This window comes from Flavobacterium sp., assembly GCF_028689845.1.
In the GTDB taxonomy this organism is placed as follows: Bacteria; Bacteroidota; Bacteroidia; order Flavobacteriales; family Flavobacteriaceae; genus Flavobacterium.
The window spans coordinates 125,130-149,623 of record NZ_JAQVCH010000002.1 but is presented as its reverse complement, the minus strand read 5'-3'; the positions used below and the strand labels follow the sequence as shown (position 1 = coordinate 149,623).

Genomic DNA, 24,494 nt, shown 5'->3' with positions numbered 1-24,494 from the left:
TTTTTAAATAAGCACGCTCTCCTAAAAAAAATGACATTCACTTTTGAAGAGCAAGCGTTAAGAATTTGACGAGTAATAATTTCATTTCAACAATTCAAACTAACCAAGCTCTCCGAAGTCTCCCGACTTCGCAACCATCAATCTTAACTCGCTATCGCACGAACAAAGTCATTAAGCAAACTGTTTTTTTGTCTTTCCGACGAAGGAGGAATCTCAGCAAAAGGAGCACCACTGCCGCACGACACTAGCGTAGCAAACAAACGAAGTAATCCCTTCAAGTGGTTCTAGTTCCCAAAATCCTTCCACTTCACAGTAACAACAACCCAAAAGCAAAAAAAACCGCCTCATTGGAGACGGTTTAGTTTATCATTTATTGTTTAATCACTTTCTTCCGAATTACCTGTTGCGAAGTAGTAACCACTTCCACAAAATAAACGCCTTCTTTATAACTTGAAAAGTCAATAGAAGTCGTATTTAAATCAATTTTATCTTTAAAATAAATACGTTTTCCAAGAAGATCAAAAACAGTAAGCTGACTAATAAAATCATTTCCTTTCAACTGAATTTGCAAGTTATCGTGCGTTGGATTTGGCGAAAGCACAGCCGTTGAATTCATAAAAGTAGGGGTACTTAAATTTTCTACAAATATGGATTCAAACGTATTGGTGATAATCGCTGGATTAAAGTCAAAATAAATCTCGGCCGTATTCGGAATAACCGTTCCAACAGCAAAACCAGCTGTCGGTTTGATTTTAAAATGAACAAAACCAATACTCGCAGTTTCATTAACGAGTTGTGGCACTAATTGGATATTGTCAAATTTCCAAACTAATTGATTGTTAACGCGTTCCAATGTATAAGGATGACTAGCAGAAACCATACGTAAACTTTCAGGGTTAACTTGAGCATCCAAGACATCTTCTAAACGAACAAAAGCAGCATTCGTCGTTCCTGTGTTTTGAAAACGAATTGTGTAATACAAATAATCATCCGATGTAAATGAACTAAATTCTATGTTCTTTCCGTGCGTTTCGTTTTTATCATTTGGGTCATACGACGCCACAATCGGACGCGTTAACGAAGCCATATTATTTTCAGAATTTACATCAGCCGTAGAAGCACTGATAGAAACCATATTTGTGACCAAATCACCAATAGCAACCGTTGGAATTGGCGGAACTGGCATTGATACTGTAATTATTCTCATTTCACCCGGCATCAAATTTGCATAATCATAAGTAAACCCAGTTGGATTAGTAGCCGTTCCTGAAACAGATATAGAACTAATAGTTAATGCGGCATCTTTTTCAAAAGTCAATGTGCCAGAAGCGGAAGCAATACCGTTATTGGTATAATAAATTTTATTTTGATAGGTGAATCCAGCAGCCGGTTGATTCGTTCCAACCAACGAAACTGCCACATCGTTATAAGGCGAAGTGTTTACAATCGGAATATAATACACGTTTTCGCTTGAATCCGAATAAACAATATCGTCAAACGAAATTGGAGTAGCATAATAACCAGCAAGTTCACTATAAATTTCGTAGGTAAAATCATAGCTATCCGTTTCGTTTTCTGGGTAAACATAAAACACACCATTCGAAGCTGTAGCCGTAGTCGTTTCTCCCGTATTATTCATTTGATAAAGCAAGTTTCCGTTTGTGAAATTAGGTTCGTTTGCCTCTTTTACACCATTGTTGTTGGCATCTAAAAAGGCAATAACCTGAATGTTATTTCTACATTGATTTCCTAAAGCTAAACTTCCGCCTTCAATAAATACAGCCGAATCAAAAGCAGTATCTTGAAAATCGCCCACCGCTAATTTCAACGAATATTCACGGTTTGGAATAACCGAAGCAATTGCGGTCATCGGAACCGTATATCCCGCCATGTTTACCGCACTTAAAGGATTGTCGATGTTGTAGGTGCTAAAAAATTGTGCGTTCGCAGACGGACAGCTCAAGTTGTGAGCATTATTTCGAATTGTAGTTGTAGAAATTGGTGTATCCGTTCCGGGAACAACGGCAATGTTTTGCGATTGACCAGTGGTTAAATCGGTTAAAATAAACCCGAATACATCTGAGAACTGACATTGGTATAGGCCGTATTCATTAGACGCAAAAAGGAAATTGAAACTCAAAATATTTCCCGTAGGAACAATGTTAAATTTAACAGAAGTAACATCATTGATGCTTCCCGTTTGTCCCATAGCTTGCATAATAGCTGTTAAATCAGGGTCTGTAAATTGAGAACAAGTTGATGAGCTCGTGCCACTATTATATACTCCTTCGGTAAAATTAGCTTGTCCACTTCGAATAACCATTCCTTGCTCAAAAGGAAAATCACCTTGATTACTGTTAAAATAACCCACGCCACATTGCCCTTGCGTAATCACATTTGAAATGTCGCCACAACTTGAATTTAGAATCACATTGTTGAGCAATTGTTCCGTTGTAAATGAATTGGTGTTTACCGTTACAAAAGGAATATTTGTGTTTCCACATTCGGCAGTCATAAAAGTGCTTCCAACAGACCATTCCGAAACGGTTTGATTGTTACAATATGCTTTGACATAATAGGTATACGAAGTGTTGCAGTTTAAGCCAACCAATACATACGGAATAGAATTGGATATTATCCCTTGTGAATTAGCATCTGGACCCGGAGAACCAGCAGGAACAACAAAAATTTCATGAGTGGTTGTTCCGTTTGTATTTGTCCAATTAAGAGTAGCCGTTGTTTCAGTGATGGTCATAGCGGACAAATCGGTAGGTGTAAAGCAGGAATTAGTACAATTTTGGACCAATAAATAAAATTCGCCACCCCAAAAACAACCCGTTATTAAATTATCAATACGAATATAAATAACTTGATTAGGGTTCATGTTTTGAAAAATAGTGGGTATTGGATTCGTCTGATTTTCCATGTCTATTTGACTTAAATAAAACGTCACGAGCATGGTGTTTGGAGTGGCATTATTAGCCGCCAAGGTAGTTTGAATGACTTCATTTAAATCAAAAATTGCAAAGCCGTCGTTGTTGTCGTCACAAGCAAAGGCAACTTCTGTTGCTAATGTGGGTAACGGATTTACTTGTAAGGAAAAAGCATCAATTGTTATTTCATTCGTTTGAATATTCACCAAACTAACCCAAATAAGTTGTGGATTAGAGGTGTTTACATAACTGTTAGGATTTGTAATCGGATTTACATTCGCCATAGCATTTGTTTCAGTAAGAAAGAAAGCAAAGGTGTATTGTTGTGGATCATTTCCGTTTAAAAGGTACGGGATTGCTGATGTTAGGTCAAAGGTTTGTGAGCTATTATAGTTTGTGTCACAAGCTGTTAATTGGGTTTGTGTATGCCCCAAAAAGGACATAAACAAAACAAACAACAAGCTGAAGTGTAGTTTTGTTTTCATGAAAAACTGGTTTTAGTTATATCAAATATAATTTATTTTTAGTGAATTATATTTGATTAATCGAGAATATTATGGATATAAATTAGAATTTGATAAAAAAACATTTTCTGCTTTTATCGAATTACCAATTTTTTTAGAGCTTTTGCATTTGTAATCGTAGTAATTTCCACAAAATATATTCCCTGATTAAAACCAGAAACAGCAACTGAAGTTGAATTGAGATTTACGTTTTCTTTTTGAAGAATCCGTTTGCCAACAACATCATAAACAGCAATTGTTTTGATCACATCTGCTCCGTTAAGTTGAATGTAAAAAGTATCATTTGTTGGATTTGGATATAAAACAACTGATGAACTTGAAAAACCAGCAACCGATAAGCTTTCTACAAATTGGCTTTCCATCGTGTTGGTAATAATAGCTGGATTATAATCAAAATAAATTTCGGCGGTATTTTCAATAATATCACCAATGGCAAACCCAGCTTTTGGCTTGATTTTAAATTGAACAAAACCTTTTCCTATTTCGGAATTTTCAACAGAGGGTGGAAGGTTGATGTCAAAAAAATGCCAAACTAACTGATTTCCTGTTCTTCTCACATTAAACGAATGACTGGCATTAAGCATTTCAAAAGTAGTTTCGTCTAAACTAGACTCTAAACTATCTTCAACACGAATAAATTCAGCAGCAGCCGTTCCGGTATTTTCAAAACGAATGGTATAATACAAAAAGTCATCAGCAGTAAAATTTTCAAATTCAATTTTCCCACCATGCGATTCGTTTTTGTCATTTGGATCATACGAGCCAATCACAACTTGTGAAAGAGAAGTAGTATTATTTTCTATATTCTCTTCGTTGTCTAAAGGTTCAATTGAGGCAACATTCGTTAAAACAGCTCCTAAGTTAACCGTGGGCATGGTTGGAACTTCCATTGTGATGGTCATTGTTCTTGTTTCAAACGGAGCTAAATCCGTAAAGGTATAATCAAAACCTGTGGACGTTGCCAAAGTACCATCTTGTGAAACAGAAACAATCGAAACAGCATCATCCTTGGTAAAATGAAGAAGGCCAGAGGTAATGTTGGTATAACCATTGTTTTTATAAATTAATTTATTCGTATACGTAAAACCTGGTCGTGGCGAGATTCCGAATGTCGCCAAACTCACTTCCACATCAACATATTCCTGTACAATCGTAATTGGGAAATAGTAGATTGTACTACCACTTCCCGTCGGAACAGTAATATCAGTATAAGAAGTTGGTGAGGAATAATACATTGAAAATTCTTCATTCACCTCAAAATGGATGTCAAAACTATTCGTCGGATTCGGTTCAAAAATAGTTAGCGATCCATTATTTGAACTTCCATAAATTAGTTCGCCACTATTATTCATTTCATAAACATAGGAACCCCTACTAAAATTTAATTCGCCCGAATCCATCACGCCGTTATTGTTCTCGTCAATAAAAGCAATGCAGGTTAATTGTTCTGGACATTGTCCATTATTTGTACAATCCATTGTGCAAAAGTCAAAAGGTGCAGACCAATCACTAAGAACTGTAATACCATTCCAGAAGCATGCAGTTCTGATGTAAACTGAATAACATACGTTTGGAGTTAGTCCAGTAATGCTAAATGGAGCACTTTGAGTTTGTATAGCTGAGTTTGAATCTGGCTGCTGACCTAAAGGGACTATTGAAATTTGCCAATATCCAATATAGATATTTGGTGCAGTTTGATAGGACCAATTTAAATCAGCTGAAGTGCCAGTGCTATTGGAAAGTGTTAATTGGTTAGCAGTTGGACATGTAATGGGAACACAATCTGGAGAAACAACTAATGTTACTGTTTTAATAGAAAAACAACCAGTTACATTGTTTTCAGCACGAGCAAAAACATCCTGAGACGGAAATGCTATCGGAATAAATGGACCACTTGGAATTTGGTTTATATTGGCATTAGCATCTGCTTCAGATAAAAAAAAAGTAATCGTTAACGGGTCTGTATTATTGCCAATGATGCCCGGAATACTTGTTTCAAGATTGAAAAGAGCCAATTCAGGAGTTCCACAAAACAATAAACTTGTAGGATTTACAATAGGATTTTGATTGACAATAAAATTAAAACTTTCAATATAAAAAGTATAATTAACGGTATTAAAACTTCTGGCAAAAATCACTTGGGATTGCGGAGAGGGGAAATAAACTTCGGGATTTTGAATTGCACCAACACCATTTGTAGCATCAAATTGACTATAATGAAACGTAATTTGATAGTTCGATGAATTATTGCTTCCTAAAATTTCAGCATATTTTAAAGTTAAATCAAAAGAAACTGGTTGATTTAAATCATTGATACACGTTTCTAAGGAAGGCAATGTTTGCGAATAGGAAACAGAAATACATAATAAGAAAAAGAGTACTGCTTTTTTCATCGGATACTGATTTGAATATCAAATATAATTTATTTTTAATTAACTATACGATAATACAAATCGAAATATTAAGTGATGGCTTCACTCACAATAAACCCACTCGTCCACGCATTTTGAAAATTAAACCCACCAGTAATTGCATCGATGTTTACAATTTCACCAGCAAAAAATAAATTAGCAAAAAGTTTACTCTCCATCGTCTTGAAATTTACTTCTTTCAAATCGATGCCGCCAGCGGTTACAAATTCATCTTTAAATGTGCTTTTTCCGTTAACTTGAAACTCGCCTTGCGTCAGTTGGCCTCCCAAATCATGCAATTGTTTTTTAGACAAATCGGCCCATTTGGTATCTTCTGCAATACCAGAATGCAACACCAAACTTTCCCACAAACGATTCGGAAAATCAAAAGGCGATTTCTTTCCTACCACTTTTTTGGCCTGTTCTTGTTTGAGTGATTTGAGTGCTTCCATGGCTTCCTCGAATGTAGTTTCATGTAGCCAATTCACTTCAATATGAAATTGGTATTTTTTTTCGGCCAGCGTGCGAGCTCCCCAAGCAGAAAGTCGCAAAATCCCCGGGCCAGACATTCCCCAATGCGTAATCAATAAAGGACCAGCGGCTTCCAGTTTCGTGTTTTTAACTTTTACGGTAGCCACAGCAGACAATCCCATTAAATTCGAAATGCGTTTGTCGTTGATGTTAAAGGTAAAAAGAGAAGGAACGGGCGGAACAATCGTATGACCAAGTTTTTCTAGCATTTCCCAAATCTTCGGATTACTTCCGGTGGTCATCACTAATTTAGTACAACGGTAACTTTGGTTTGGCGTATCCACTTGCCAAAATCCATCGCCCTTATAAAGCGATTGCACACTTTGGGTCGTGAGTACGTCTATTTTGTGTTTTTTTACCAACGAAAGAAAACAATCAATAATGGTTTGTGACGAATCAGAAGTTGGAAACATACGTCCATCTTCTTCAATTTTTAATTCAACACCGTGTTTCTCAAACCATTCAATCGTATCACCCGTGCAAAACTGATGAAACGGACCACGCAATTCTTTTTCTCCTCGCGGATAGAATTTCACTAATTCATTGGGAACAAAACAAGCATGGGTTACATTGCATCGGCCACCGCCAGAAATTCGGACTTTCTCTAACACCGATTTCCCGCGTTCTAAAATGCCGATTTTTAAGTTTGGATTTTTTTCTGCAATGGTTATCGCCGTAAAAAATCCTGCTGCTCCGCCACCAACAAGAAGTACATCATACATGCTTAAATTCTTTCGGGAAAATTACAAAAAATTCCATCAACTCCCAGTGTTGTCACTGTTTTAATATCTTCGGGTTCATTAACGGTAAACGTAAAAACCTTCAGTCCTGCTTGTTGAATGCGTTCCACATTTTCTTTAGTCAAGGTTTTCCAAAACGGATTAAGAGCTACAGCTTTTAGTTTTTTACTGATGGCAAGTGCATCGAGCGGATTTTCTTCGGTTAAAACAGCAATTGGAATTTGGTTGTCAAGTTTCCGAAAAATCTCCAATTCATTCCATTTAAAACTGGAAATAATAAAGTCAGCTTTCGTCCAACCTTTTGGATAGAATTTTTCTAAAAGAAAAAAAGTAGGTTTTGCCGTGTTTTTTCCTTTTAATTCGATGTTCAACGGAACGGATTGATGAATCGTTTGGATGACTTCTTCTAAAGTTGGAATGTGATGATTTCCTTTTATAATCACTTTTTGAAGTTCGTCTAGCGTAAAATCTTCAATTCTACCCGTTGCATTTGTCAATCGATCTAGCATTTCATCATGAAATACCACTAATTCACCACTTTTTAGTTGAAAAACATCAATTTCAATGATGTCGACTCCAAGGGCTATCGCTTTATGGATAGAAGCAATTGTGTTTTCTGTTTCGTGACCCATTGCACCGCGATGACCGATTTTCAACATTTTTTTCATTTGATTGTATCCCGAGAATTTTGAGACAGGTTCTAAACCAAAAACGAACAGCCCTTTATTAAAAAAGCATTTCTAGACTAGAGTCTTCTCTAATAAATAATACCAATTTAAAAAAATATTTAAAAAGAAACTATATTGTAGTTCGTTAAAAAATCCGCTTTATCTTAAAAAAATCAATGGTTGAGCAAATTTTTCAAATCGCTATTTTATGCTTTTTGAAGTTTTCGTTTAGCAAAACTATACGCACTATAAAGTACAAAAGTTAGTATAAATAGGATGGTTAACATTAAAAAAAATTCTAAAAATCGCACGGCCATACTGGGTTCTTTAACATCGCCATCCATTATAAAACCAATTGTAGTAATAATGGCGGCAATAGAAAGGATGTTTATAAATCTTTTTTTCATGATTTTGTTTTGTTTGTTTCTTTTTGAACGAATAAGAATGCGTTATATTGTTGCTAAAAAGAGCATTTTATGAAAAATTGCTTACTTACCTTTTTTGAGAGCGTTCAGTTAGTTTTCTTTTAATAAGGCCTCGTTAAAGGCCTCAATTCCGCCCACAATTGGTAATATTAAAGAGGTTCCGTCTAAATCTATTGTTAATTCTGTTCCTGGTTCTGGATGAAGGGTGTATTCCTTATCGCTCGAAAAAATCAGTAACCCAATTTGCTGTCCTTTTTTGATGATTTGATCATCAGGCATTAAATCGAAGGTAACTTCATAAAATTTTCCTTTCACTAACGGTTCACTTTCGGTTAAAGAACGATGATTTTGTGGATCGGCCCAACCACGCGTAATGATGTTATCGGTTATTTTTGTTTTACTATCTTCATTCCACGGAAGTGAGACTAACCAAACCGATAAGTTTGCTGCGGGTTTGCTACTTGCTAACTTAACGGTGATTTTTGGTACACCCGAAATATGAACATCTTTTGTAAACGTTGGCGTAACATATAAAACCCGATTAGGGGAGGTTGCTGCTCTTGCTAAACTTTCGCCTGTAAAGTTATAATTGTCAACAACGATTTCTTTTCCTTGTTTTTTTGTTTTTTTTGTGGATAATCCTCCAGCTTTTGGAGCACCAGAAGTTAAATAAAAGGGAATTGGTTTTGCTTCTGGATTCGGAAAATCTTTGTATCCTGTTGGTTTGCTGATGTCGTCATTTTCACGTACAATCCAAGCTTTATTTGTTTCTTTTTCGATACCGTTATCAATTCCAAATAAATAATGCGTAAACCATTTGTTCATCATACTCACAGGTGGCGGACCACCGTGACCATATTGATGGTAATAAATACTGGTTTCCAAGCCCATTTCTTTCGCTTTTTTGTAGATTCGGTAACTGTGTTCTGGCATCACATTCCAATCATTAAAACCATGCGACATCAACATTGCTGCTTTCATTGGTGCCATATCGTTGAGGTAATCACGGCCAGCCCAAAAATCGTTATAATCCCCCGTAATTCTATCCATGCCGTTTTTCATTTCTGTATCACGAATTGTCGCATTGCTATAAGCCCGTTTCGATTCGTCGCCACTATGAATAAAGTCATATAATACATCGATATCTTCTCCTAAATAACCACCTGGCGAACGTACTAATCCGTTTGAACGATAATAGTGATAATAGGAAGTGTTTGGAGCCACAGGAATAATTACTTTAAGTCCTTCAACGCCTGTTGTTGCCGCAGCTAAAGGTATCGTTCCGTTGTATGAAGTTCCTGTCATTCCCACTTTTCCAGTTGTCCAATAGGCGACTACTTTTTCATCACCATCGGGAGAAGTATAGCCGTTGGCACGACCGTTTAGCCAATCAATTACTGCTTTTGGAGCCAACGATTCATTATCGCCACCCACTGTTGGAGAACCTTGAGACAAACCCGTTCCAGGCGAACAAGAATGCACGACAATATAACCTCTTGGTAACCAAGTTGCAATTTGTGAATTGGATATAATTGGACGTTTGCCGGTGCGAACAACCTCCGGGTGAATGCGTTCTTTTCCCATTTGACCCAATTCATGATTTACGTTCCAAAAACTACCTTCTAAGTCAGGAGCAACGCCAGAATAATACGGGCTCGATTCGTAAATCACGGGAAGTTTTAAACCATCTGTTTCGGTTTGAGAAGGTCTAGTTACACCAACATACATGCGGTCTGGTTTGCCATCGCCATCGGTATCAAACGTTGTTTCAACCCAAAGATCATGTCTAATCCATTTTTCAGCATCTTTAAATTCAGGAACAATTTGAGCTTCTCCATTTTCAAATATAGGAACTGCTTTTGTGGCAGTTTGAGCATTTATAAAGCTGAATGAAAGTAGTAAAAATGCTATAAGTAAGTTTAATTGAAATCGTTTTTTCATGATGTTTTCTTTAAAGATTTCGTCAATAAGTGCTAGTATTCAAGGTTTTGATATGAATTGCGTGCTATCACAAATATAGAAAAAGTTTTGAGTTTTTAGAGCGTTTTACTGAATTGAAGTAATTTGCATCTATCGTTCTGAAATTTTTTAAACACTTTTTGTTAGTCTTGATTATTGATGTTTTTTCGTACTTCATTTATTTTATTTTCAATTCCAGAATAAAGTTGTAGAATAAAGACTCTATTTGTTTGGATTTTCCACAAATAAAGTAATAATTCTTTTTTCTTGTTTTCTGAAATTTTGATAGGTAAATCAAATCCAGATATATTTCCATTGTCATCAAAAACAAAATTTGGAGCTAGTTCTTGATTAATTTCTTTGAAATAGTTTTCTTGAAATTGTAATTCATAATATTCTTCTTCTAATTTTCGTAAAGTATTAAAGTCATATTCATAAAGAGAAATAATTTTAAGTCGCAACGAGTCATTTTGATTAATTCAAGGCCTTTGGATTTTAAGGTTTCATAGCCAGCAACATTTTGAATAGATACAAAATCGCGGGTAAGATTAAAATAGTTATACATTAGCGAGTCAGGTTCTGTTGTATTGCCTGCAACTATTTTTCTAAAATAATTACAAGCAGAAATTCCGGCTTTATGTCCGCTTATATTTAGTCTAATGTCTTCCAAATCTTTTTCAAGGCCATTTGAAATCTCGATAAGAATTTTACTTTCAGAATTTTTGTCTCTTCTGTTATCATTCCAATTATTTAATGCAAATGCAGCGACAACTGCTATAAAGATTGACAAAAATTCAAAGCTGTATTTTTTCCAATCTTCCAATTTAATTTTTTTCACGATTGATTGTTTAATATTGGGTTCGATTCGCAACTTTTCACGACTGTAAAATTGAAAGAAGAGAATTTCTGGCTACACGAAAATACGATAAAAAACGATAATTATTTCAAAATCGAAATCTAATACTACAAAACTATATTTCTATCAAAAAAGCGGCTTGTATGCTTGTGCAATTTAAGAGTTCTTAAATAATAGTTCACACTGATTTCTTGACATTGGACTAGCGTATTGTTTTCAGTTTATTGCTTTTCTTGAACTCTTGTTTATTTTAAATTTCTTTCCTTTAATAGTTTTTCTCAGGCTTTATTTCTTTTTGAATTATCAAATAGTTTATAGGCAAAGAATAACGGTATTAATGTGAAAAAGCCAAAACTATTTTTTACAATGCTGTAGATTACAATTCCAATCATTATTCCAATAAAAACAGCATTAATTATTGGTGTTGATTTTGTTTTTTTTGCTTCGTCTAACAGTTCCAAATCTGTTAATTCTGACAGTTCTTTTTGTTTCATTTGTTTTATTGGATAGAAGATTTATAAAGGCAATTTGTAGTCTTTATAGTTAAAAAGACAACTTGTTATCAAATGGTTGGTTGAAAAAATACAGTATAAAATGAGTAGAGTCATTTCAATTAATTTTTTGCTTAATTGTGCAATATAAGAACATTAATAGATTTAAATCTAAGTGATGAATATTTAAACAAATGTATTTTAAGCTAAAGTATAAAAGAAAAAAAAGATAAAATAATTACATTCTAAACTTTGTTTTAGGTCATCACCCTTACTGCAATAAATCCTATCTTTGCAATTAAACCGTTCTGTTTTGAGTACTGTGACCTTTTTTATTTCCGAGAATTTTAAGGAACTACATCAGTTCTTGAAAAGCACTAGTTTTTCTAGGGCTATACTAGTCGGAATTGCAGTTACCCTTCCCGTATTGATTGGTATACAATTGGGTTATTTTGAGGCGGGATTAGCACTTTGTTTTGGTGCTTTTTGGAGTTCGCCCAGTGATATTAGTGGCAGTTTTCGACATAAAAAAATTGGCATTCTTGTTTCTGCTATCTTGGTGGTTTTTATCAGCTTTATAGGAGGATATCTCCATTATGAAACATGGCTATCGCTACCTGTTTTAGGAATACTTAGTTTCGGAATTGCCTTTTTATCGGTATATGGCTTTCGAGCTTCGCTAATTAGTTTTTCAGGGCTTTTGGCTTTAGTTTTAAGCTTTTCTCATAATTCAAAAGAACTAGAAATCTATCAATATGCTTTGTTGGTAGGTGTTGGCGGACTTTGGTATTTGTTATTGGCAAAAATCCGACACCTTATTAATCCGAAAGCAGAGGCAGAAGAATTTTTGTCTGAAACCTATTTACTCACGGCTGAATTTATAGAAACAAGAGGAAAGTTAGTTGGTCCAAATGAAGAGAGTAAAAAGTTGCAAGCCAAATTACAAAACCTGCAAAGTGAGCTAACCAAGAATCATGAGAACCTGAGAGAAATTTTAATCCGATCTAGAAAGACCACAGGCTGGTCAAATGATGAGGATAAACGCCTACTGATTTTTGTGTTATTAGTAGAAATGTTAGAAACGGCAATTGCTAATCCGGTAAACTATAATAAGATGGATGCCTTATTGGTGAAGCATCCTGAATTAGTTCAGCGTTTTCAAAAACTAATTTTTGAAATGGCTTTCCAACTTCGAATGATTGCCAAAGCTGAAAATGAACCAAATAAACTCCCACAAAACAAAGCGTTGATAACGTGTTTTACAAAATTAGAAAAAGAAATTTCTTTCTTTGGAATAAGAAATGAAACCAATAATTATGAAGATTTCTTGATGCTCCAGAATTTGTTTGAATATCAAGAAAAACAATTTGAAAAACTAAAAAAGATGAAATGGCTTTTGGGAAATCCGGAAATCGATTCGGATGAATTTATTTCCAGAGACGTTACCAAACAATTTTTGGTCACACAAGATTATGATCCGATGTTGTTGGTGCGAAATCTTAGTTTTCGTTCTGCTATTTTTAGGCATTCGCTTCGTCTGGCCGTTACATTAATGATTGGTTATACGCTCGGAAATGTGTTCCATTTTCAGAATCCGTATTGGATTTTGTTAACCATTATTGTAATTATGCGACCCAGCTACGGACTTACCAAGACGCGTTCAAAAGATAGGATTATCGGCACTTTAATTGGCGGAGCCATTGCCGTTGGAATGGTTTTCTTGATTCAGAATCCGTATGTATATGCAATCTTAGGTATTGTTTCTTTGGTAATTGCCGTTTCAATGGTGCAAAAAAACTATAAAGCTTCTGCAACCTTTGTAACGTTGAGCGTTGTTTTTATCTATGCGATCTTACAGCCTGATGTGCTAGAGGTCATAAAATTCCGAATTTTGGACACCATAGTAGGTTCAGTTCTTTCTTATGTAGCTATATTGTGGCTATGGCCTACTTGGGAATTTGTAGGAATTAAAGAGTATATTGAAAAAAGCGTGAAAGCCAATAAAGATTTTCTCCTTAAAATAAGTGACTATTATCAGCAGAAAGGAAAAATACCAACCGCTTATAATTTAGCTCGTAAGGAAGCGTTCTTGGAAACTTCTAATCTAAATTCTGCTTTTCAGCGTATGGCACAAGAGCCTAAGTCGAAACAAAAGGAAATAGATAAAGTTTATGAATTGGTCGTTTTAAACCATACTTTTTTATCTTCCTTGGCTTCCTTAAGCACTTATATTCAGTATCATCATACTACAGAAGCATCCGAGCAATTTAGAATCGCAACAGAAAAAATAGAGAGAAATCTAGAAAAAGTACTCCAATGCCTAAAAGAGAATAATTGCAATTGTTTGATAGTTTCTTCTGAACAGGAATCGTCTTTTGAAGAAAAGTTGCCTTCTTTTAATTTTTTGGATAGCCAGCATTTGACATCCGAAAATGAAGTAAACAAACGCAATCTTCAAGAAGCCCATTTGGTAGGGGAACAACTGCAATGGTTGTTTTCTATAAGTGGTAAAATGCATAAATTGGCCGCAACAGTTAAGCTAGATTGATGTTGATTCTTTAATGTAGGCCTTGTCATTACTAGCATTTTGTGGAGTTTACATACTTATAATACATCAAAAAAAGTTTTTAAAGAATGAAAAGTTTTCTAATTGACATTTAAAGAGTTCTTTATTTCCTATTAAATGTTGGATAAGGAATAAACTCAACTTCGTCACCTTCAATTTTATCGAACGATTGTGCTATCCATTTCTGTTTAGCCTCTTCAATACGTTCTTTGTTTGAGGAAACAAAATTCCAATCAATAAAGCGTTCTTCAGGAAAGGGTTCTCCCCCAAAAATATAGATACTGCTGTTTTCATGAATAGTAAATTCACAAAGCGTGCTGTCTTTCGCCACTAATAACTGTTTGGATTCATAAACATTTCCATCACTTTTAATAGCTCCTTTAAGAATATACAAACCTGCTTCACCATAAAGATGTTGACCAATATTGACAGACTGTTTTGTTTTGCTTTTTATTTCTATCATGAATAATTTGCTGAATACTGGAACGGGTGATTTTTTTTCAAAAGCTTCTCCTGCTACTAGTTTAAACTGCAAATCACCTTCTGTCCAACTTGGAATTTCATGTTCTTCAATATGAGAAAACTGCGGTTCCATTTGTTCGAGTTCTTTTGGCAAGGCAACCCAGATTTGTAACCCATGCATAAATAAAGGTGAATCTCTTAGGTATTCTGGAGTTCTTTCGGAATGTACAATTCCTTTTCCTGCGGTCATCCAATTGACTGCTCCTGGTTTTACTTCCACATTATTTCCCAAAGTGTCACGGTGCATAATACTTCCTTCAAATAGAAACGTAAGGGTTGAAAGACCAATGTGTGGATGTGGCAATACGTCAAAGTTTTCCCTTTCATTGAGTTTAACTGGTCCCATATGATCAATGTAAATAAATGGGCCGACCATTCTTTTTTGTCTGAAAGGCAATAAGCGTCCTACCATAAACTTTCCAATGTTGGCGGCTCTTTCTTCTATAATTAGTTTAACATTTGACATAATGGATGTGAATTAATGTTGAGGTTTATGCAGTTTCGAAATCAATTTTGATGAAGCAGTGTCTGCATAAATACCATAGGCGTTTACGAGCAGTCCTTTTACATTATTTTGTGATGATGAAATGGCATATAAAATACTTTCATTGTCTACATCTGACATTTCCTGAAAACGATATACTTGGTCAATTTCAAATTCGTCCGGTTGTAGCTGAGCATTGTTTTCAGCACAAATGATACAATCTTCTTGAATATTAAAATTGAATGTATAGCCCCTTTTTGTAAGGTCATTCACCGCTTCGGATAAGGTGGTATATGTTTTTTCCATGTTACTTGTTATTTAGGTTAATCTAAGGCTCCAATTTTTCACTGTTCTGTAACTGCTCTAACGATTGCTAAAACAAAGTATATCAAGGCATAAAGCGATGATATACTTTGGTTTAAAATTTTTTAATTTTCTTCTTCTTCTTTAAAGAATTAGTTGAGCAATGTTTTTATCGCTTCTCCAATTGTCTTTGTAACTTGTCTTCTACATCAGTTAAAAGTGCGTGGAAATTATCTCCATATTCAGAGGCAAAAGGGTCATTGCCAGGAATTCCAAGTCGGATACTGACCTGCTTTTGTAGCGTCGCTTTATCTTTTTTATCCTCTAAATATACATCTGCCCATTCAATTTTATCATAAAACCGACTTAGTCGTGTAATTATTTTACGAATGGTGTCCTTCACCTCTTCATCGATGGTAATATCAACTGCTTCAACGTTGATTTTAATTCCAGTGTTATTCTCTGTGTATTTCATAATTTTGTTTTGTTAAAAGTTATTGTTTTTTCAGCGATTTCTTTATAAGTAGAATTCGCTTTCAGCTATTATTTTAAATATGCAGAATACATCCAGACCAATTTTTCTTGTTCACGAATGTAATCACTCATTAACGCATTTGTTCCTTCATCTTCTGCATCTGCGGATAAATCTAAAAGCTCTCGTTGAAGGGTAATAATAATTTTAAAGGATTCAAGCGTATCTTTCATGTCCTCAATTCCATCAGCTACTTCAGAGCTTTCTTTGATTTTTGCTTCTTTAATATAGATAGAGAATTTGTGATTTGGAGTGTGACCCAACGTACGAATTCGTTCTGCTACTTCATCAATTTTTATGAATAAATCCTCATAAAGTTCTTGAAATTTATCATGCAATTCAAAAAATTTATCTCCTTTGATATTCCAATGATATCCTCTAACATTCTGATAAAAAACAGAATAATCAGCCAACAGTTCATTAAGTTTTTCTGCAAGTTTTTTGGATTTTTCAATATCCAAACCGATTGAATTTAATTTTGTCATTTTCTTTATTTTAAAGATTAATAATTGTGTTATACTTTATTTGCGGTTGATATCAACCAATATTTTTACTTCTGATGGGTCATTAACGAGTGTTTCAAATCCGTTTTCAACAATTTCATCTAAGGAGATGACACTAGTTACTAATTTTTCAACAGGTAATTTTCCGCTATTGATTAAAGCAATAACTTGAGGGAAAATATTACGATAAGCAGCAGTTCCTATTATAGTCAACTCCCTTAAAGTTTGATTTAGTGCATCGTGAGTCACTTTTTTACCAAACAAAGCCACTAAAACTGCCGTTCCACCATTTCGTAGACTGTTTATTCCTGTATCAAAAGAAGCCTGAGCACCTGCCGCATCAATAAAAATGTCAACACCTTTGCCGGTTATTTCTCTAATTTTTTGAGGAATTTCTTCATCTCTAGCATCAAAAGTTTGTGTAGCTCCAATTTCTTTTGCTTTTCTTAATCTGTTTTCAGAAAGATCTGACACAAATATTTGAGACGCTCCAGAAGCTAATGCAACCTGAACCGTAAGCAAACCAATTGGTCCAGCACCAGCTATTAATACAGTGTCACCCATTTTCATTCTACTCTGTTGTATTGCATAAGCAGCAACAGCAGCCGGTTCTACTATTGCACCTTGTTCAAAAGTCATAGAATCGGGCATTTTATGTACCATATAATCTTCGACCACTACATATTTTGCAAAACCACCGTTTGATGTTAAGCCCACAAAACCGAGTGGTTCCGAAAGATTATATTCTCCAGTAGCTATAAAGGGACTTTCAGGGTTTTTAAAAATAGGTTCTACCGTTACCCGGTCTCCTTTTTTGATGTTTTTTACGTTTTTACCAACTTCTTCTACAACACCCGAAAATTCGTGTCCTAGTGTTGTTGTTCCTTGATGTCCATTCAGTGAGTATGGCTTGTCTACAGGAATTAATTGTGGTCCATTAGTATATTCGTGTAAATCTGACCCACAGATACCAGTAAATTTTACGGCAATCTTTACTTGATTATCATTGGGAGTTGGAATTATGGTTTCTTCTACTCTAATATCTTTCGCTGCATACCAGCGAGCTGCTTTCATCATTGTCATAATTTCTCTTTTTTAATTAATAATTATTTAAGTGTCCACATTGACCCATTTTTTGTGGTTAGTTTTTCTAACTTTCTACTTTCTGTAAGTTCGTTCAATAATTTTTCACTTACTATTCTTGGATTTCCTGATAATTCAGAAAACTCTTTTGCTGTTAGTGAAGGATATTTTTCGAATAGGCTTTCCCAATTCTTACTGTATTCACTTTTTGTTGCATTTGGATTTAATTTCAGAATTGCCATTTCATAAAAAGCATAAGGTCTTGCTCCATAAACAATTTCTTTATTTCCAGATTCGTCCATAAAAAATATAGTTGGAAAACCTCTTACACCCAGTTCTTTTCCTAACTTTAAATCTTCTTCAAACAACGTTTTTGCATTGTTTTCATAATCTGTTTTGAATTTTTCACTATCCAAACCTACTTTTTTAGCAGCAACTTCTAAATGTTCCCATTTAGCAATGTTTTTCTTCTTTAAAAAAACCATTTCTCTAATTTCACGCATAAATAAGTTGGCTTTTTCTTCATTTTGCATCTGAGCAGCTTTAAAAGCAATAGATGGGGGATAAGAAGAGTCTAAAGGATCTTCCAACCATAAATCTCCGTCAATTGGCATGTCGTAATGCACACTTACTTCATCCCAATGACCAGCAACGTCTGAAGGTTTTCCAATTCCATCGCTGTTGTAACTCCAATCAGGCAATAAACCTCCCATTCGGTATTCGATTTCTACAGCGTTTCCATACTCTAATTTAAGTTTACGCAATTGAGGTTCTATTCCCCAACACGAAGAACAAATAGGATCTGTGTAATAAACTAACTTTACAGCTTTCTTTGTGGATTGTAAATTATTTTGAGAGGCTTTATCTGAAGTTGCTTCTCCAGTTTCACACATTCCGGTTTCTATATCGCATAAAAGCGGATTCGTTTTTAATGTTTCGTTATTCATATTTTTAGTTTTTAATTGACCTCGTGAAGCTGTAACGCTTAACAATGAAATTAGTAATACAATGGTGTTTTGTTTTAGATTCATAATACTATTTAGTTTACTTCTTCGGAAGTTGCAAACTCCTCCATTTTTGTAATCAAGTCGTTTTCGACCGTATAAATCTGTACCCATTTTTGTTTTAGTTCTCTTCCTGATCGTTTTACTTTTTGATGCTCTTTACCAAGTACGACAACCCTATTTCCTTCAACAATATATTGTAGTGGCTCAAAGTTGATGATTTCAGTCCTTTCCATGATATTCGTAAAAAAAGTTCTTACACCTTCTTTTTTTTCAAAAGTTCCTGCAGGAATAATTTGTGTACCGTGATAAATCCAAACAGTATCTTCTGAAACCGTAGCTACAAATTTTTCCACATCGCCACTACTAAAAGCAGAGAACATTTCTTCAACTATTTTTTTTGCTGTATTTTTCATAGCTCTTTGTTTTAATGTTATTGTTTTGCAAACTGTAAATGAACAATTATGCTTACGTCTTTTCCAACACCAGCAGCAGCCGGATCAAAATTAATATTGTAATCAAACCTATTGATAGTTGTTTCGGCTTTCATGCCTAATTTTTCACCCTGTTGACTCTTGGCTTTTCCACCATAATAAACATCAAAAACCACGTCTTTTGTGACATTTTTTATGGTTAATTTGCCGTATAATAAATATTGATTGGGTTTAGCAGTAGGTGAAATTTTGGTGCTTTTAAAAGACATATTAGGATGTTTTTCTACATCAAAGAAATCAGCACTTCTCAAGTGATTGTCCCTGTCTTCAACATTTGTATTGATACTTTTTACATCTACCGAAAAATCGAAATTAGCATTATCAAGTTGTTCTCCAGTTGTTGTTAGATTTCCAGTATAATCCATGAATTTTCCATTGACAATACTGATTCCAGAGTGTGAAATATTAAAGTTTAAAGAAGAATGTAATGGATCTACTTTCCATTTGGTTTGTGCAGCGGATGACAGTGACAAGAATAGTACTGCGATGAATGATAGTATATTTTTCATGATAGTAAATTTTTAAATGTTATCTGTATGCATTACTGTTGATTAAATATTTAATGTTTTATTTCTTTGCATTAGTAGTAACCCATTTTTCAAAAGCTTCCATAAAGGTTTTTAGGAATTTTTTGGTGCCGTCGTTCATTAGCTGTCCCTTATCATCAAAAAGAGTTGCTGCTCCGCCAATATAGGCTTCTGGCTGGGCCATGGTGGGAACATTAACAAAAGTTAATGATTGTCTCAAATGATGATTCGCTCCAAAACCGCTAATCCCTCCAGTTGATACACTTACAACAGCACCTGGTTTTTCTGTCCAAACATTTTTGCCATAAGGACGTGAACCTACATCGATTACGTTTTTTAGAACAGCTGGTACTGAACGATTATATTCTGGAGTTAGGAAGAGAAGTCCGTCAACACTCTTGATTTTTTCTCGCAAGGCTACCCATTCCTTTGGTGGGTTTTCTTCTAAATCTTGATTGAACATTGGAATATCCGCAATGTTTACTAGCTCTAGCGATAACGATTCTGGTGCTAATTCCATTAGTGCTTTAGCTGTTTTCAGGTTGAAGGATTCTTTACGAAGACTTCCAACGATTACTCCAATTTTATATTTTTTCATAATTTTGATATGTTTTATATTTATATTTTTTCATAAACAAGTTTGAAAAAATATAAATAGTTAATTTTCTAACTCTTCTTGAATTTCTTTTAAAATATCATCGTAGCGTTCTCTTAGCTTCGCGGAAATTTTCTTAGGTGCTTTGTTCAACTTTCGTAATTGTAACGAGAAATAAATACTAAAAAGCCCAGCAAACATAAAGCTTAACGCAATTAAGACCACGACGCTCAATCCTGCAAAAACCGGATTCCAGATTAGGATGAAGGAGAAAATAGAGCCTATAATTCCCAAAGCTAACAATACGCCCCAATTCTTGCTTCCATATTTTTTTATATCTAAGGCAAAACTTATAGCAGCCACGGATCGAAAAAGCACGCCAAAACCAATATAAAACGCCAACACACTTAGTGAAAGTGCTGGATGAATGGTTAGGGAAAGACCTATAATAAAAGTGATAAGTCAAAATGCTAGCGTCCAGCCCCAGTTTTCCATTTGGTGTCTATTGACAACAGAAAAAACAACTTCTGAAAGTCCGCCAAATAAAAAGGATAATGCAAAAAACATTGATAATGCCATGAGTGAACTTGACGGCGAAGTAAAAGCTATGATGCTTACAATCACAAAAAACAAACCTACTAGTAATGGAATATACCAGTTTTTTACGACATCTTGGAATGATTTAAACATAGTTGTTTTCGTTTTTTAAGTTTTTTAATACAAGAATTGGGATGATTTATAGCTTTACCACATTTTTTTAATATTATGAATCACGCCACCATCAACCAAAATATCTGTACTGGTAATAAAACGTGCCGCATCACTTGTTAAAAAATAGATAACATCGGCAACATCTTCTGGTTGTCCGTTACGTTTCAAAGGCGTCAATTGCTTTATCATTTTCATTCGTTCTGGATGTTCTTCGGATGCTTTTAATGCCATTGGCGTTTCAATAACGCCTGGAGAGACAGATACAATTCGTGCCCCTTTTTCGCCCCATTTTGAAGCGTGTTTGTGCGTTAATAATTGTACGCCTCGTTTTGCAAAATTGTACATCGTATCGGAATCATTATTTACAAACTGACGCACGGTTTCAAATGATGTTGCTGCTTGCGGATTAGCAAGTGCCTCATCATAAGCCGTATTGGGAGGAACAGCATAAGCCATCATGGAAGAAAGTAAAATCGCAACCGAATCTTTTTCAGTAATCTTGTAAAAAGCATCCACTAAAAGTTCGGTAGCAATCAAATCGATGCTGTATACCTTTTTTAAGTCTTTCACCGTACCACTAACGCCAGCAGTGTGAACCAAGGCTTTCAATGTCCCTTTTTCTGAAACAAATTGGGTTAGTTTTTCGATGTCTTTTTTATCCGTAATGTCACAAGCAATCCCGGCGACATCAAACCCTTCTTTGGATAATAAATCTACCGTTTCATCAACCTTATCTTGTGCATAATCGGTTATAATTAAAGGTTGATTCTTAAAAGCTCTAGCACAAGCTTGTCCTATGCCACCAGCACCTCCAGTAATAACGATTAGTTTTTTATGTGCTTTCATATTAGTGTTTTAAATAGTTTTATTAATACCTTGTAATTGCACCAAAGCCATTAAACTTTGTTAATGATTCTTTTGGAAGAAATACAACATCACCACCAAATCGACTATTTGCCTCAATCATTTCGTCATAAATATCATCAATTACGTTTTTGTCACTTTTCTGATTAGCTGACACATAAGTAATTTCATCATTTTCTAAAACAGCCGGTTGAAACAAGCCTTGTTCTATAAATAAAGTTTGAACTCTTCCTTCTTTAATACCTTTCCAAATCTCATTGGTGTCACTCAAAAACTTATTTTCAGAAACTGCTTTTAGTAATTCTGACTTTCGTTCCTTGTTTTTTTGAGTTTCATGTGCTTCAACAATTTTCCAAGCTTCTGTAACGATAGCATGGTCTTTTTCATTAATTCGATTACTATTTAAAAAAGTAGTGAATAGGCTTTCTTTTTGATCGGCTACTTTTACATATTCAGGATAATTTTCCTCCACGGTACAAATCAAAACAGGCAATGGATTTTGGTTTCTAATACTATTGACCTCTTTATCTACTTGATTAAAAAACTCGGCCAGTAAACTGCTTTTTCTTGATGAAGCCGCTGCTTCTGCATTGGATCTAGTAGAAAATGAGTTGTTTTCAATTGGAAATGGCGAACCAAATTCTTGTATCACTTTATCATTTAAAGCTTCAATTAATCGCACTTTGTCTTGGCTTAAAACCAACACATAATAAGTAGATTCAGTGTGCATTGCTCTAATTATATCTCTAGTGGAGAAGGTGTCATCAATAACCACACGATCTACTACTTGAATTGGTAATCTTGTGTATTCTGCTATATCATGGTTAACAAAAAGCAGTAAACTATCTAAATTGTGACTATGGTCAATTTGGTCTGCAAGGGATTTTAATTTATCAACCAAGGCTGTCGCATTTTGCTTTGTAGTAGTTGCCAAAAGTCTATTTTCAACTTCTTTGATCAGATTTTTTAGTACAATTTCGTCTTTTTGATAATCTGGCATTGTTCTGTGGGAATTCATTAAAATAGTAATACAATTCTCAGAATTAATGTCTTTTATTTTTTTTAATATAGTGTTCATTATACAAGTTTTAATTGGTGAATAAATATTTTTTATGTGCTGGATTTCCCCATTGCCATAAATACGCGACTTTCCGTCTTTCATGGCAATGGTTTGTCCATTTACTGATTTGTTGAAAAAACCTAAACCTTAGTTGGTCTTGGTGCCCATCTATCATAAGGCGTCATGTCGAAGCTGTTTACTTCGTCCATCGTTAAACCAAGTGCTTTTGCTACACCTTCTCCATAAGCCGAATCTGCTTTATAACAGTTTCTGATATGGCGAATTTGAATAAATTTTTCCGCACCACCCACTTGAGCAGCCGTGTTGTTAAACAACATCATTTCTTTGCCGTCGGCTTTGATAATACGGAACAAATCGCCTGGTTGGGTGAAGTAATCTTCGTCATCATCCCTAAAATTATGTGCATAAGCAGCACCATCCAATGCTAAAGGCGGCTCTTGTGCTTCAGGTTGTTCTTGCCATTTGCCATAGCTGTTTGGTTCGTAATGTTTTTCTCCACCATAATTACCATCTACCCGCATAGCACCATCTCTATGGTAAGCGTGATAAGGACATGTTGGTTTGTTAACCGGAATTTGATAATGGTTTACTCCTAATCGATAACGTTGTGCATCGCCATACGAAAACAATCTTCCTTGTAGCATTTTGTCTGGAGAGAAGCCAATACCCGGAACTATATTCGTTGGGTTAAAGGCAGCTTGCTCCACATCTTGAAAATAGTTTTCTGGATTTCTGTTTAATTCAAACTCTCCAACAGGAATAAGTGGGAAGTCTTTTTTAGACCATACTTTCGTTAGGTCAAAAGGGTGGAAGCGATAGGTTTTTGCTTGTTCTTCTGTCATTACTTGAATAAACATTTTCCATTTTGGGAAGTCTTTCCTGTCGATTGCGTCAAAAAGGTCTCTTTGTGAAGATTCTCTATCCATTCCTACTACTTTCATCGCTTCTGCATCCGAAAGGTTTTCAATGCCTTGTTGTGTGACAAAGTGAAATTTCACCCAATGTCTTTCATTCTTTTGATTGATAAAACTATATGTATGACTTCCAAAACCGTGCATATGTCGGTAACCTTTTGGAATTCCACGATCGCTCATGGTTATGGTAACTTGGTGTAAAGATTCAGGAAGCAATGTCCAGAAATCCCAATTGTTGTTAGCACTTCGTAGGTTGGTTTTTGGGTCACGTTTCACCGCATGGTTTAAGTCGGGAAACTTCATCGGATCACGAAAGAAAAATACAGGTGTATTGTTTCCCACTAAATCCCAGATACCTTCTTCTGTATAAAACTTCAAGGCAAAACCTCTGATGTCGCGTTCTGCATCTGCCGCACCTCTTTCTCCTGCAACGGTAGAAAAACGGCTAAACATTTCTGTCTTTTTACCTACTTCGCTAAAAATTTTAGCTTTGGTGTATTTTGAAATATCGTGTGTTACGGTAAAGGTTCCAAAAGCACCTGAACCTTTGGCATGCATTCTTCGTTCAGGTATTACTTCTCTATCGAAGTTTGCCATTTTCTCTAGAAACCAAGCATCTTGCATCAACATAGGGCCACGTGGACCAGCGGTTTGTACGTTTTGATTGTCTGAAACAGGAGCACCAGTTTGTCTCGTGAGTTTTGCGTTTTTCTCTTCCATACGTATGTGTGTTTAAATTGGTTATTCAAAGCATGAAGTTACAAAATTTTAAC

General features: G+C 35.1%; 24 protein-coding genes. 1 reads left to right on the top strand and 23 read right to left on the bottom strand.

The window, feature by feature from the left end; translation table 11 throughout:
- Window positions 1-370 precede the first annotated feature (370 nt).
- The 9 genes from PHR76_RS01840 to PHR76_RS01800 form a co-directional block, all read right to left on the bottom strand.
- A complete protein-coding gene (locus PHR76_RS01840; RefSeq protein ID WP_300057828.1) occupies window positions 371-3,418 on the bottom strand; it encodes a choice-of-anchor L domain-containing protein in 3,048 nt (1,015 codons plus the stop codon).
- A gap of 113 nt (window positions 3,419-3,531) precedes the next feature.
- A complete protein-coding gene (locus tag PHR76_RS01835; protein ID WP_300057826.1) occupies window positions 3,532-5,850 on the bottom strand; it encodes a T9SS type A sorting domain-containing protein in 2,319 nt (772 codons plus the stop codon).
- 68 nt (window positions 5,851-5,918) lie between these two features.
- A complete protein-coding gene (locus PHR76_RS01830) occupies window positions 5,919-7,121 on the bottom strand; it encodes an NAD(P)/FAD-dependent oxidoreductase (RefSeq protein ID WP_300057824.1) in 1,203 nt (400 codons plus the stop codon).
- 2 nt (window positions 7,122-7,123) lie between these two features.
- Window positions 7,124-7,807 carry a glycerophosphodiester phosphodiesterase family protein gene (locus tag PHR76_RS01825; protein ID WP_300057822.1) on the bottom strand — a complete coding sequence of 228 codons (684 nt, stop codon included), beginning with the start codon at window positions 7,805-7,807 and terminating at the stop codon, window positions 7,124-7,126.
- A 206-nt stretch (window positions 7,808-8,013) separates the two neighbouring features.
- Window positions 8,014-8,214, bottom strand: a complete 201-nt coding sequence (locus PHR76_RS01820; protein ID WP_300057820.1) for a hypothetical protein — start codon at window positions 8,212-8,214, stop codon at window positions 8,014-8,016.
- Between the two features lie 108 nt (window positions 8,215-8,322).
- A complete protein-coding gene (locus PHR76_RS01815) occupies window positions 8,323-10,173 on the bottom strand; it encodes a Xaa-Pro dipeptidyl-peptidase (RefSeq protein WP_300057818.1) in 1,851 nt (616 codons plus the stop codon).
- A 161-nt stretch (window positions 10,174-10,334) separates the two neighbouring features.
- A complete protein-coding gene (locus PHR76_RS01810) occupies window positions 10,335-10,652 on the bottom strand; it encodes a hypothetical protein (RefSeq protein WP_300057816.1) in 318 nt (105 codons plus the stop codon).
- On the bottom strand, window positions 10,595-11,029 hold the full coding sequence (locus PHR76_RS01805; RefSeq protein WP_300057813.1) for a hypothetical protein: 435 nt from the start codon (window positions 11,027-11,029) through the stop codon (window positions 10,595-10,597). The genes PHR76_RS01810 and PHR76_RS01805 overlap by 58 nt, the downstream gene beginning before the upstream one ends.
- 296 nt (window positions 11,030-11,325) lie before the next feature.
- Window positions 11,326-11,541 carry an FUSC family protein gene (locus tag PHR76_RS01800; RefSeq protein WP_300057811.1) on the bottom strand — a complete coding sequence of 72 codons (216 nt, stop codon included), beginning with the start codon at window positions 11,539-11,541 and terminating at the stop codon, window positions 11,326-11,328.
- Between the two features lie 319 nt (window positions 11,542-11,860).
- Here PHR76_RS01800 and PHR76_RS01795 point away from each other — a divergent pair, with 319 nt between their 5' ends.
- Window positions 11,861-14,086, top strand: a complete 2,226-nt coding sequence (locus PHR76_RS01795) for an FUSC family membrane protein (RefSeq protein WP_300057882.1) — start codon at window positions 11,861-11,863, stop codon at window positions 14,084-14,086.
- Window positions 14,087-14,207: 121 nt separating this feature from the next.
- Here PHR76_RS01795 and PHR76_RS01790 read toward each other — a convergent pair whose 3' ends face one another.
- The 14 genes from PHR76_RS01790 to PHR76_RS01725 all read right to left on the bottom strand — a co-directional run bounded on the left by PHR76_RS01790 (window position 14,208) and on the right by PHR76_RS01725 (window position 24,441).
- The gene (locus tag PHR76_RS01790; RefSeq protein WP_300057809.1) at window positions 14,208-15,092 is read right to left on the bottom strand and encodes a pirin family protein; all 885 of its coding nucleotides are present in this window, start codon (window positions 15,090-15,092) and stop codon (window positions 14,208-14,210) included.
- Window positions 15,093-15,104: 12 nt separating this feature from the next.
- Window positions 15,105-15,416, bottom strand: coding sequence for a phosphoribosylpyrophosphate synthetase (locus PHR76_RS01785; protein ID WP_300057807.1), 312 nt, complete (start codon window positions 15,414-15,416; stop codon window positions 15,105-15,107).
- 166 nt (window positions 15,417-15,582) lie between these two features.
- The gene (locus PHR76_RS01780) at window positions 15,583-15,888 is read right to left on the bottom strand and encodes an HPF/RaiA family ribosome-associated protein (protein WP_300057805.1); all 306 of its coding nucleotides are present in this window, start codon (window positions 15,886-15,888) and stop codon (window positions 15,583-15,585) included.
- A 68-nt stretch (window positions 15,889-15,956) separates the two neighbouring features.
- Complete coding sequence (locus tag PHR76_RS01775; protein WP_300057802.1) at window positions 15,957-16,430, bottom strand: Dps family protein; 474 nt, start codon at window positions 16,428-16,430, stop codon at window positions 15,957-15,959.
- Between the two features lie 36 nt (window positions 16,431-16,466).
- Window positions 16,467-17,531 (bottom strand): 2,3-butanediol dehydrogenase, encoded by a 1,065-nt coding sequence (locus tag PHR76_RS01770; RefSeq protein ID WP_300057799.1) that lies wholly within the window; start codon window positions 17,529-17,531, stop codon window positions 16,467-16,469.
- Between the two features lie 23 nt (window positions 17,532-17,554).
- Window positions 17,555-18,478: a DsbA family protein gene (locus PHR76_RS01765; RefSeq protein WP_300057796.1), complete on the bottom strand. Its 924-nt coding sequence runs from the start codon at window positions 18,476-18,478 to the stop codon at window positions 17,555-17,557.
- Window positions 18,479-18,570: 92 nt separating this feature from the next.
- Window positions 18,571-18,951, bottom strand: a complete 381-nt coding sequence (locus PHR76_RS01760) for a nuclear transport factor 2 family protein (protein WP_300057794.1) — start codon at window positions 18,949-18,951, stop codon at window positions 18,571-18,573.
- Window positions 18,952-18,968: 17 nt separating this feature from the next.
- On the bottom strand, window positions 18,969-19,538 hold the full coding sequence (locus PHR76_RS01755; protein ID WP_300057791.1) for a YceI family protein: 570 nt from the start codon (window positions 19,536-19,538) through the stop codon (window positions 18,969-18,971).
- Between the two features lie 58 nt (window positions 19,539-19,596).
- On the bottom strand, window positions 19,597-20,154 hold the full coding sequence (locus tag PHR76_RS01750; RefSeq protein WP_300057788.1) for an NAD(P)H-dependent oxidoreductase: 558 nt from the start codon (window positions 20,152-20,154) through the stop codon (window positions 19,597-19,599).
- Between the two features lie 60 nt (window positions 20,155-20,214).
- A complete protein-coding gene (locus PHR76_RS01745) occupies window positions 20,215-20,598 on the bottom strand; it encodes a DUF308 domain-containing protein (protein ID WP_300057879.1) in 384 nt (127 codons plus the stop codon).
- Between the two features lie 15 nt (window positions 20,599-20,613).
- Complete coding sequence (locus PHR76_RS01740) at window positions 20,614-20,841, bottom strand: DUF308 domain-containing protein (protein ID WP_300057785.1); 228 nt, start codon at window positions 20,839-20,841, stop codon at window positions 20,614-20,616.
- Window positions 20,842-20,895: 54 nt separating this feature from the next.
- Window positions 20,896-21,708: an SDR family oxidoreductase gene (locus PHR76_RS01735; protein WP_300057782.1), complete on the bottom strand. Its 813-nt coding sequence runs from the start codon at window positions 21,706-21,708 to the stop codon at window positions 20,896-20,898.
- Between the two features lie 22 nt (window positions 21,709-21,730).
- Window positions 21,731-22,804, bottom strand: a complete 1,074-nt coding sequence (locus PHR76_RS01730; protein ID WP_300057779.1) for a hypothetical protein — start codon at window positions 22,802-22,804, stop codon at window positions 21,731-21,733.
- 122 nt (window positions 22,805-22,926) lie between these two features.
- The gene (locus tag PHR76_RS01725) at window positions 22,927-24,441 is read right to left on the bottom strand and encodes a catalase (protein ID WP_300057776.1); all 1,515 of its coding nucleotides are present in this window, start codon (window positions 24,439-24,441) and stop codon (window positions 22,927-22,929) included.
- Between the last annotated feature and the right edge of the window lie 53 nt (window positions 24,442-24,494).

Bases quoted from the DNA above. Each gene is read 5' to 3' on its own strand.
- PHR76_RS01775 (WP_300057802.1), bottom strand. From the start codon at position 16,430: ATGACAAAATTAAATTCAATCGGTTTGGATATTGAAAAATCCAAAAAA.
- PHR76_RS01740 (WP_300057785.1), bottom strand. From the start codon at position 20,841: ATGTTTAAATCATTCCAAGATGTCGTAAAAAACTGGTATATTCCATTA.
- PHR76_RS01840 (WP_300057828.1), bottom strand. From the start codon at position 3,418: ATGAAAACAAAACTACACTTCAGCTTGTTGTTTGTTTTGTTTATGTCC.
- PHR76_RS01725 (WP_300057776.1), bottom strand. From the start codon at position 24,441: ATGGAAGAGAAAAACGCAAAACTCACGAGACAAACTGGTGCTCCTGTT.
- PHR76_RS01780 (WP_300057805.1), bottom strand. From the start codon at position 15,888: ATGAAATACACAGAGAATAACACTGGAATTAAAATCAACGTTGAAGCA.
- PHR76_RS01735 (WP_300057782.1), bottom strand. From the start codon at position 21,708: ATGAAAGCACATAAAAAACTAATCGTTATTACTGGAGGTGCTGGTGGC.
- PHR76_RS01730 (WP_300057779.1), bottom strand. From the start codon at position 22,804: ATGAACACTATATTAAAAAAAATAAAAGACATTAATTCTGAGAATTGT.
- PHR76_RS01760 (WP_300057794.1), bottom strand. From the start codon at position 18,951: ATGAAAAATACAGCAAAAAAAATAGTTGAAGAAATGTTCTCTGCTTTT.
- PHR76_RS01770 (WP_300057799.1), bottom strand. From the start codon at position 17,531: ATGACAATGATGAAAGCAGCTCGCTGGTATGCAGCGAAAGATATTAGA.
- PHR76_RS01830 (WP_300057824.1), bottom strand. From the start codon at position 7,121: ATGTATGATGTACTTCTTGTTGGTGGCGGAGCAGCAGGATTTTTTACG.
- PHR76_RS01785 (WP_300057807.1), bottom strand. From the start codon at position 15,416: ATGGAAAAAACATATACCACCTTATCCGAAGCGGTGAATGACCTTACA.
- PHR76_RS01750 (WP_300057788.1), bottom strand. From the start codon at position 20,154: ATGAAAAAATATAAAATTGGAGTAATCGTTGGAAGTCTTCGTAAAGAA.
- PHR76_RS01800 (WP_300057811.1), bottom strand. From the start codon at position 11,541: ATGAAACAAAAAGAACTGTCAGAATTAACAGATTTGGAACTGTTAGAC.
- PHR76_RS01825 (WP_300057822.1), bottom strand. From the start codon at position 7,807: ATGAAAAAAATGTTGAAAATCGGTCATCGCGGTGCAATGGGTCACGAA.
- PHR76_RS01765 (WP_300057796.1), bottom strand. From the start codon at position 18,478: ATGAATAACGAAACATTAAAAACGAATCCGCTTTTATGCGATATAGAA.
- PHR76_RS01755 (WP_300057791.1), bottom strand. From the start codon at position 19,538: ATGAAAAATATACTATCATTCATCGCAGTACTATTCTTGTCACTGTCA.
- PHR76_RS01835 (WP_300057826.1), bottom strand. From the start codon at position 5,850: ATGAAAAAAGCAGTACTCTTTTTCTTATTATGTATTTCTGTTTCCTAT.
- PHR76_RS01820 (WP_300057820.1), bottom strand. From the start codon at position 8,214: ATGAAAAAAAGATTTATAAACATCCTTTCTATTGCCGCCATTATTACT.
- PHR76_RS01790 (WP_300057809.1), bottom strand. From the start codon at position 15,092: ATGTCAAATGTTAAACTAATTATAGAAGAAAGAGCCGCCAACATTGGA.
- PHR76_RS01815 (WP_300057818.1), bottom strand. From the start codon at position 10,173: ATGAAAAAACGATTTCAATTAAACTTACTTATAGCATTTTTACTACTT.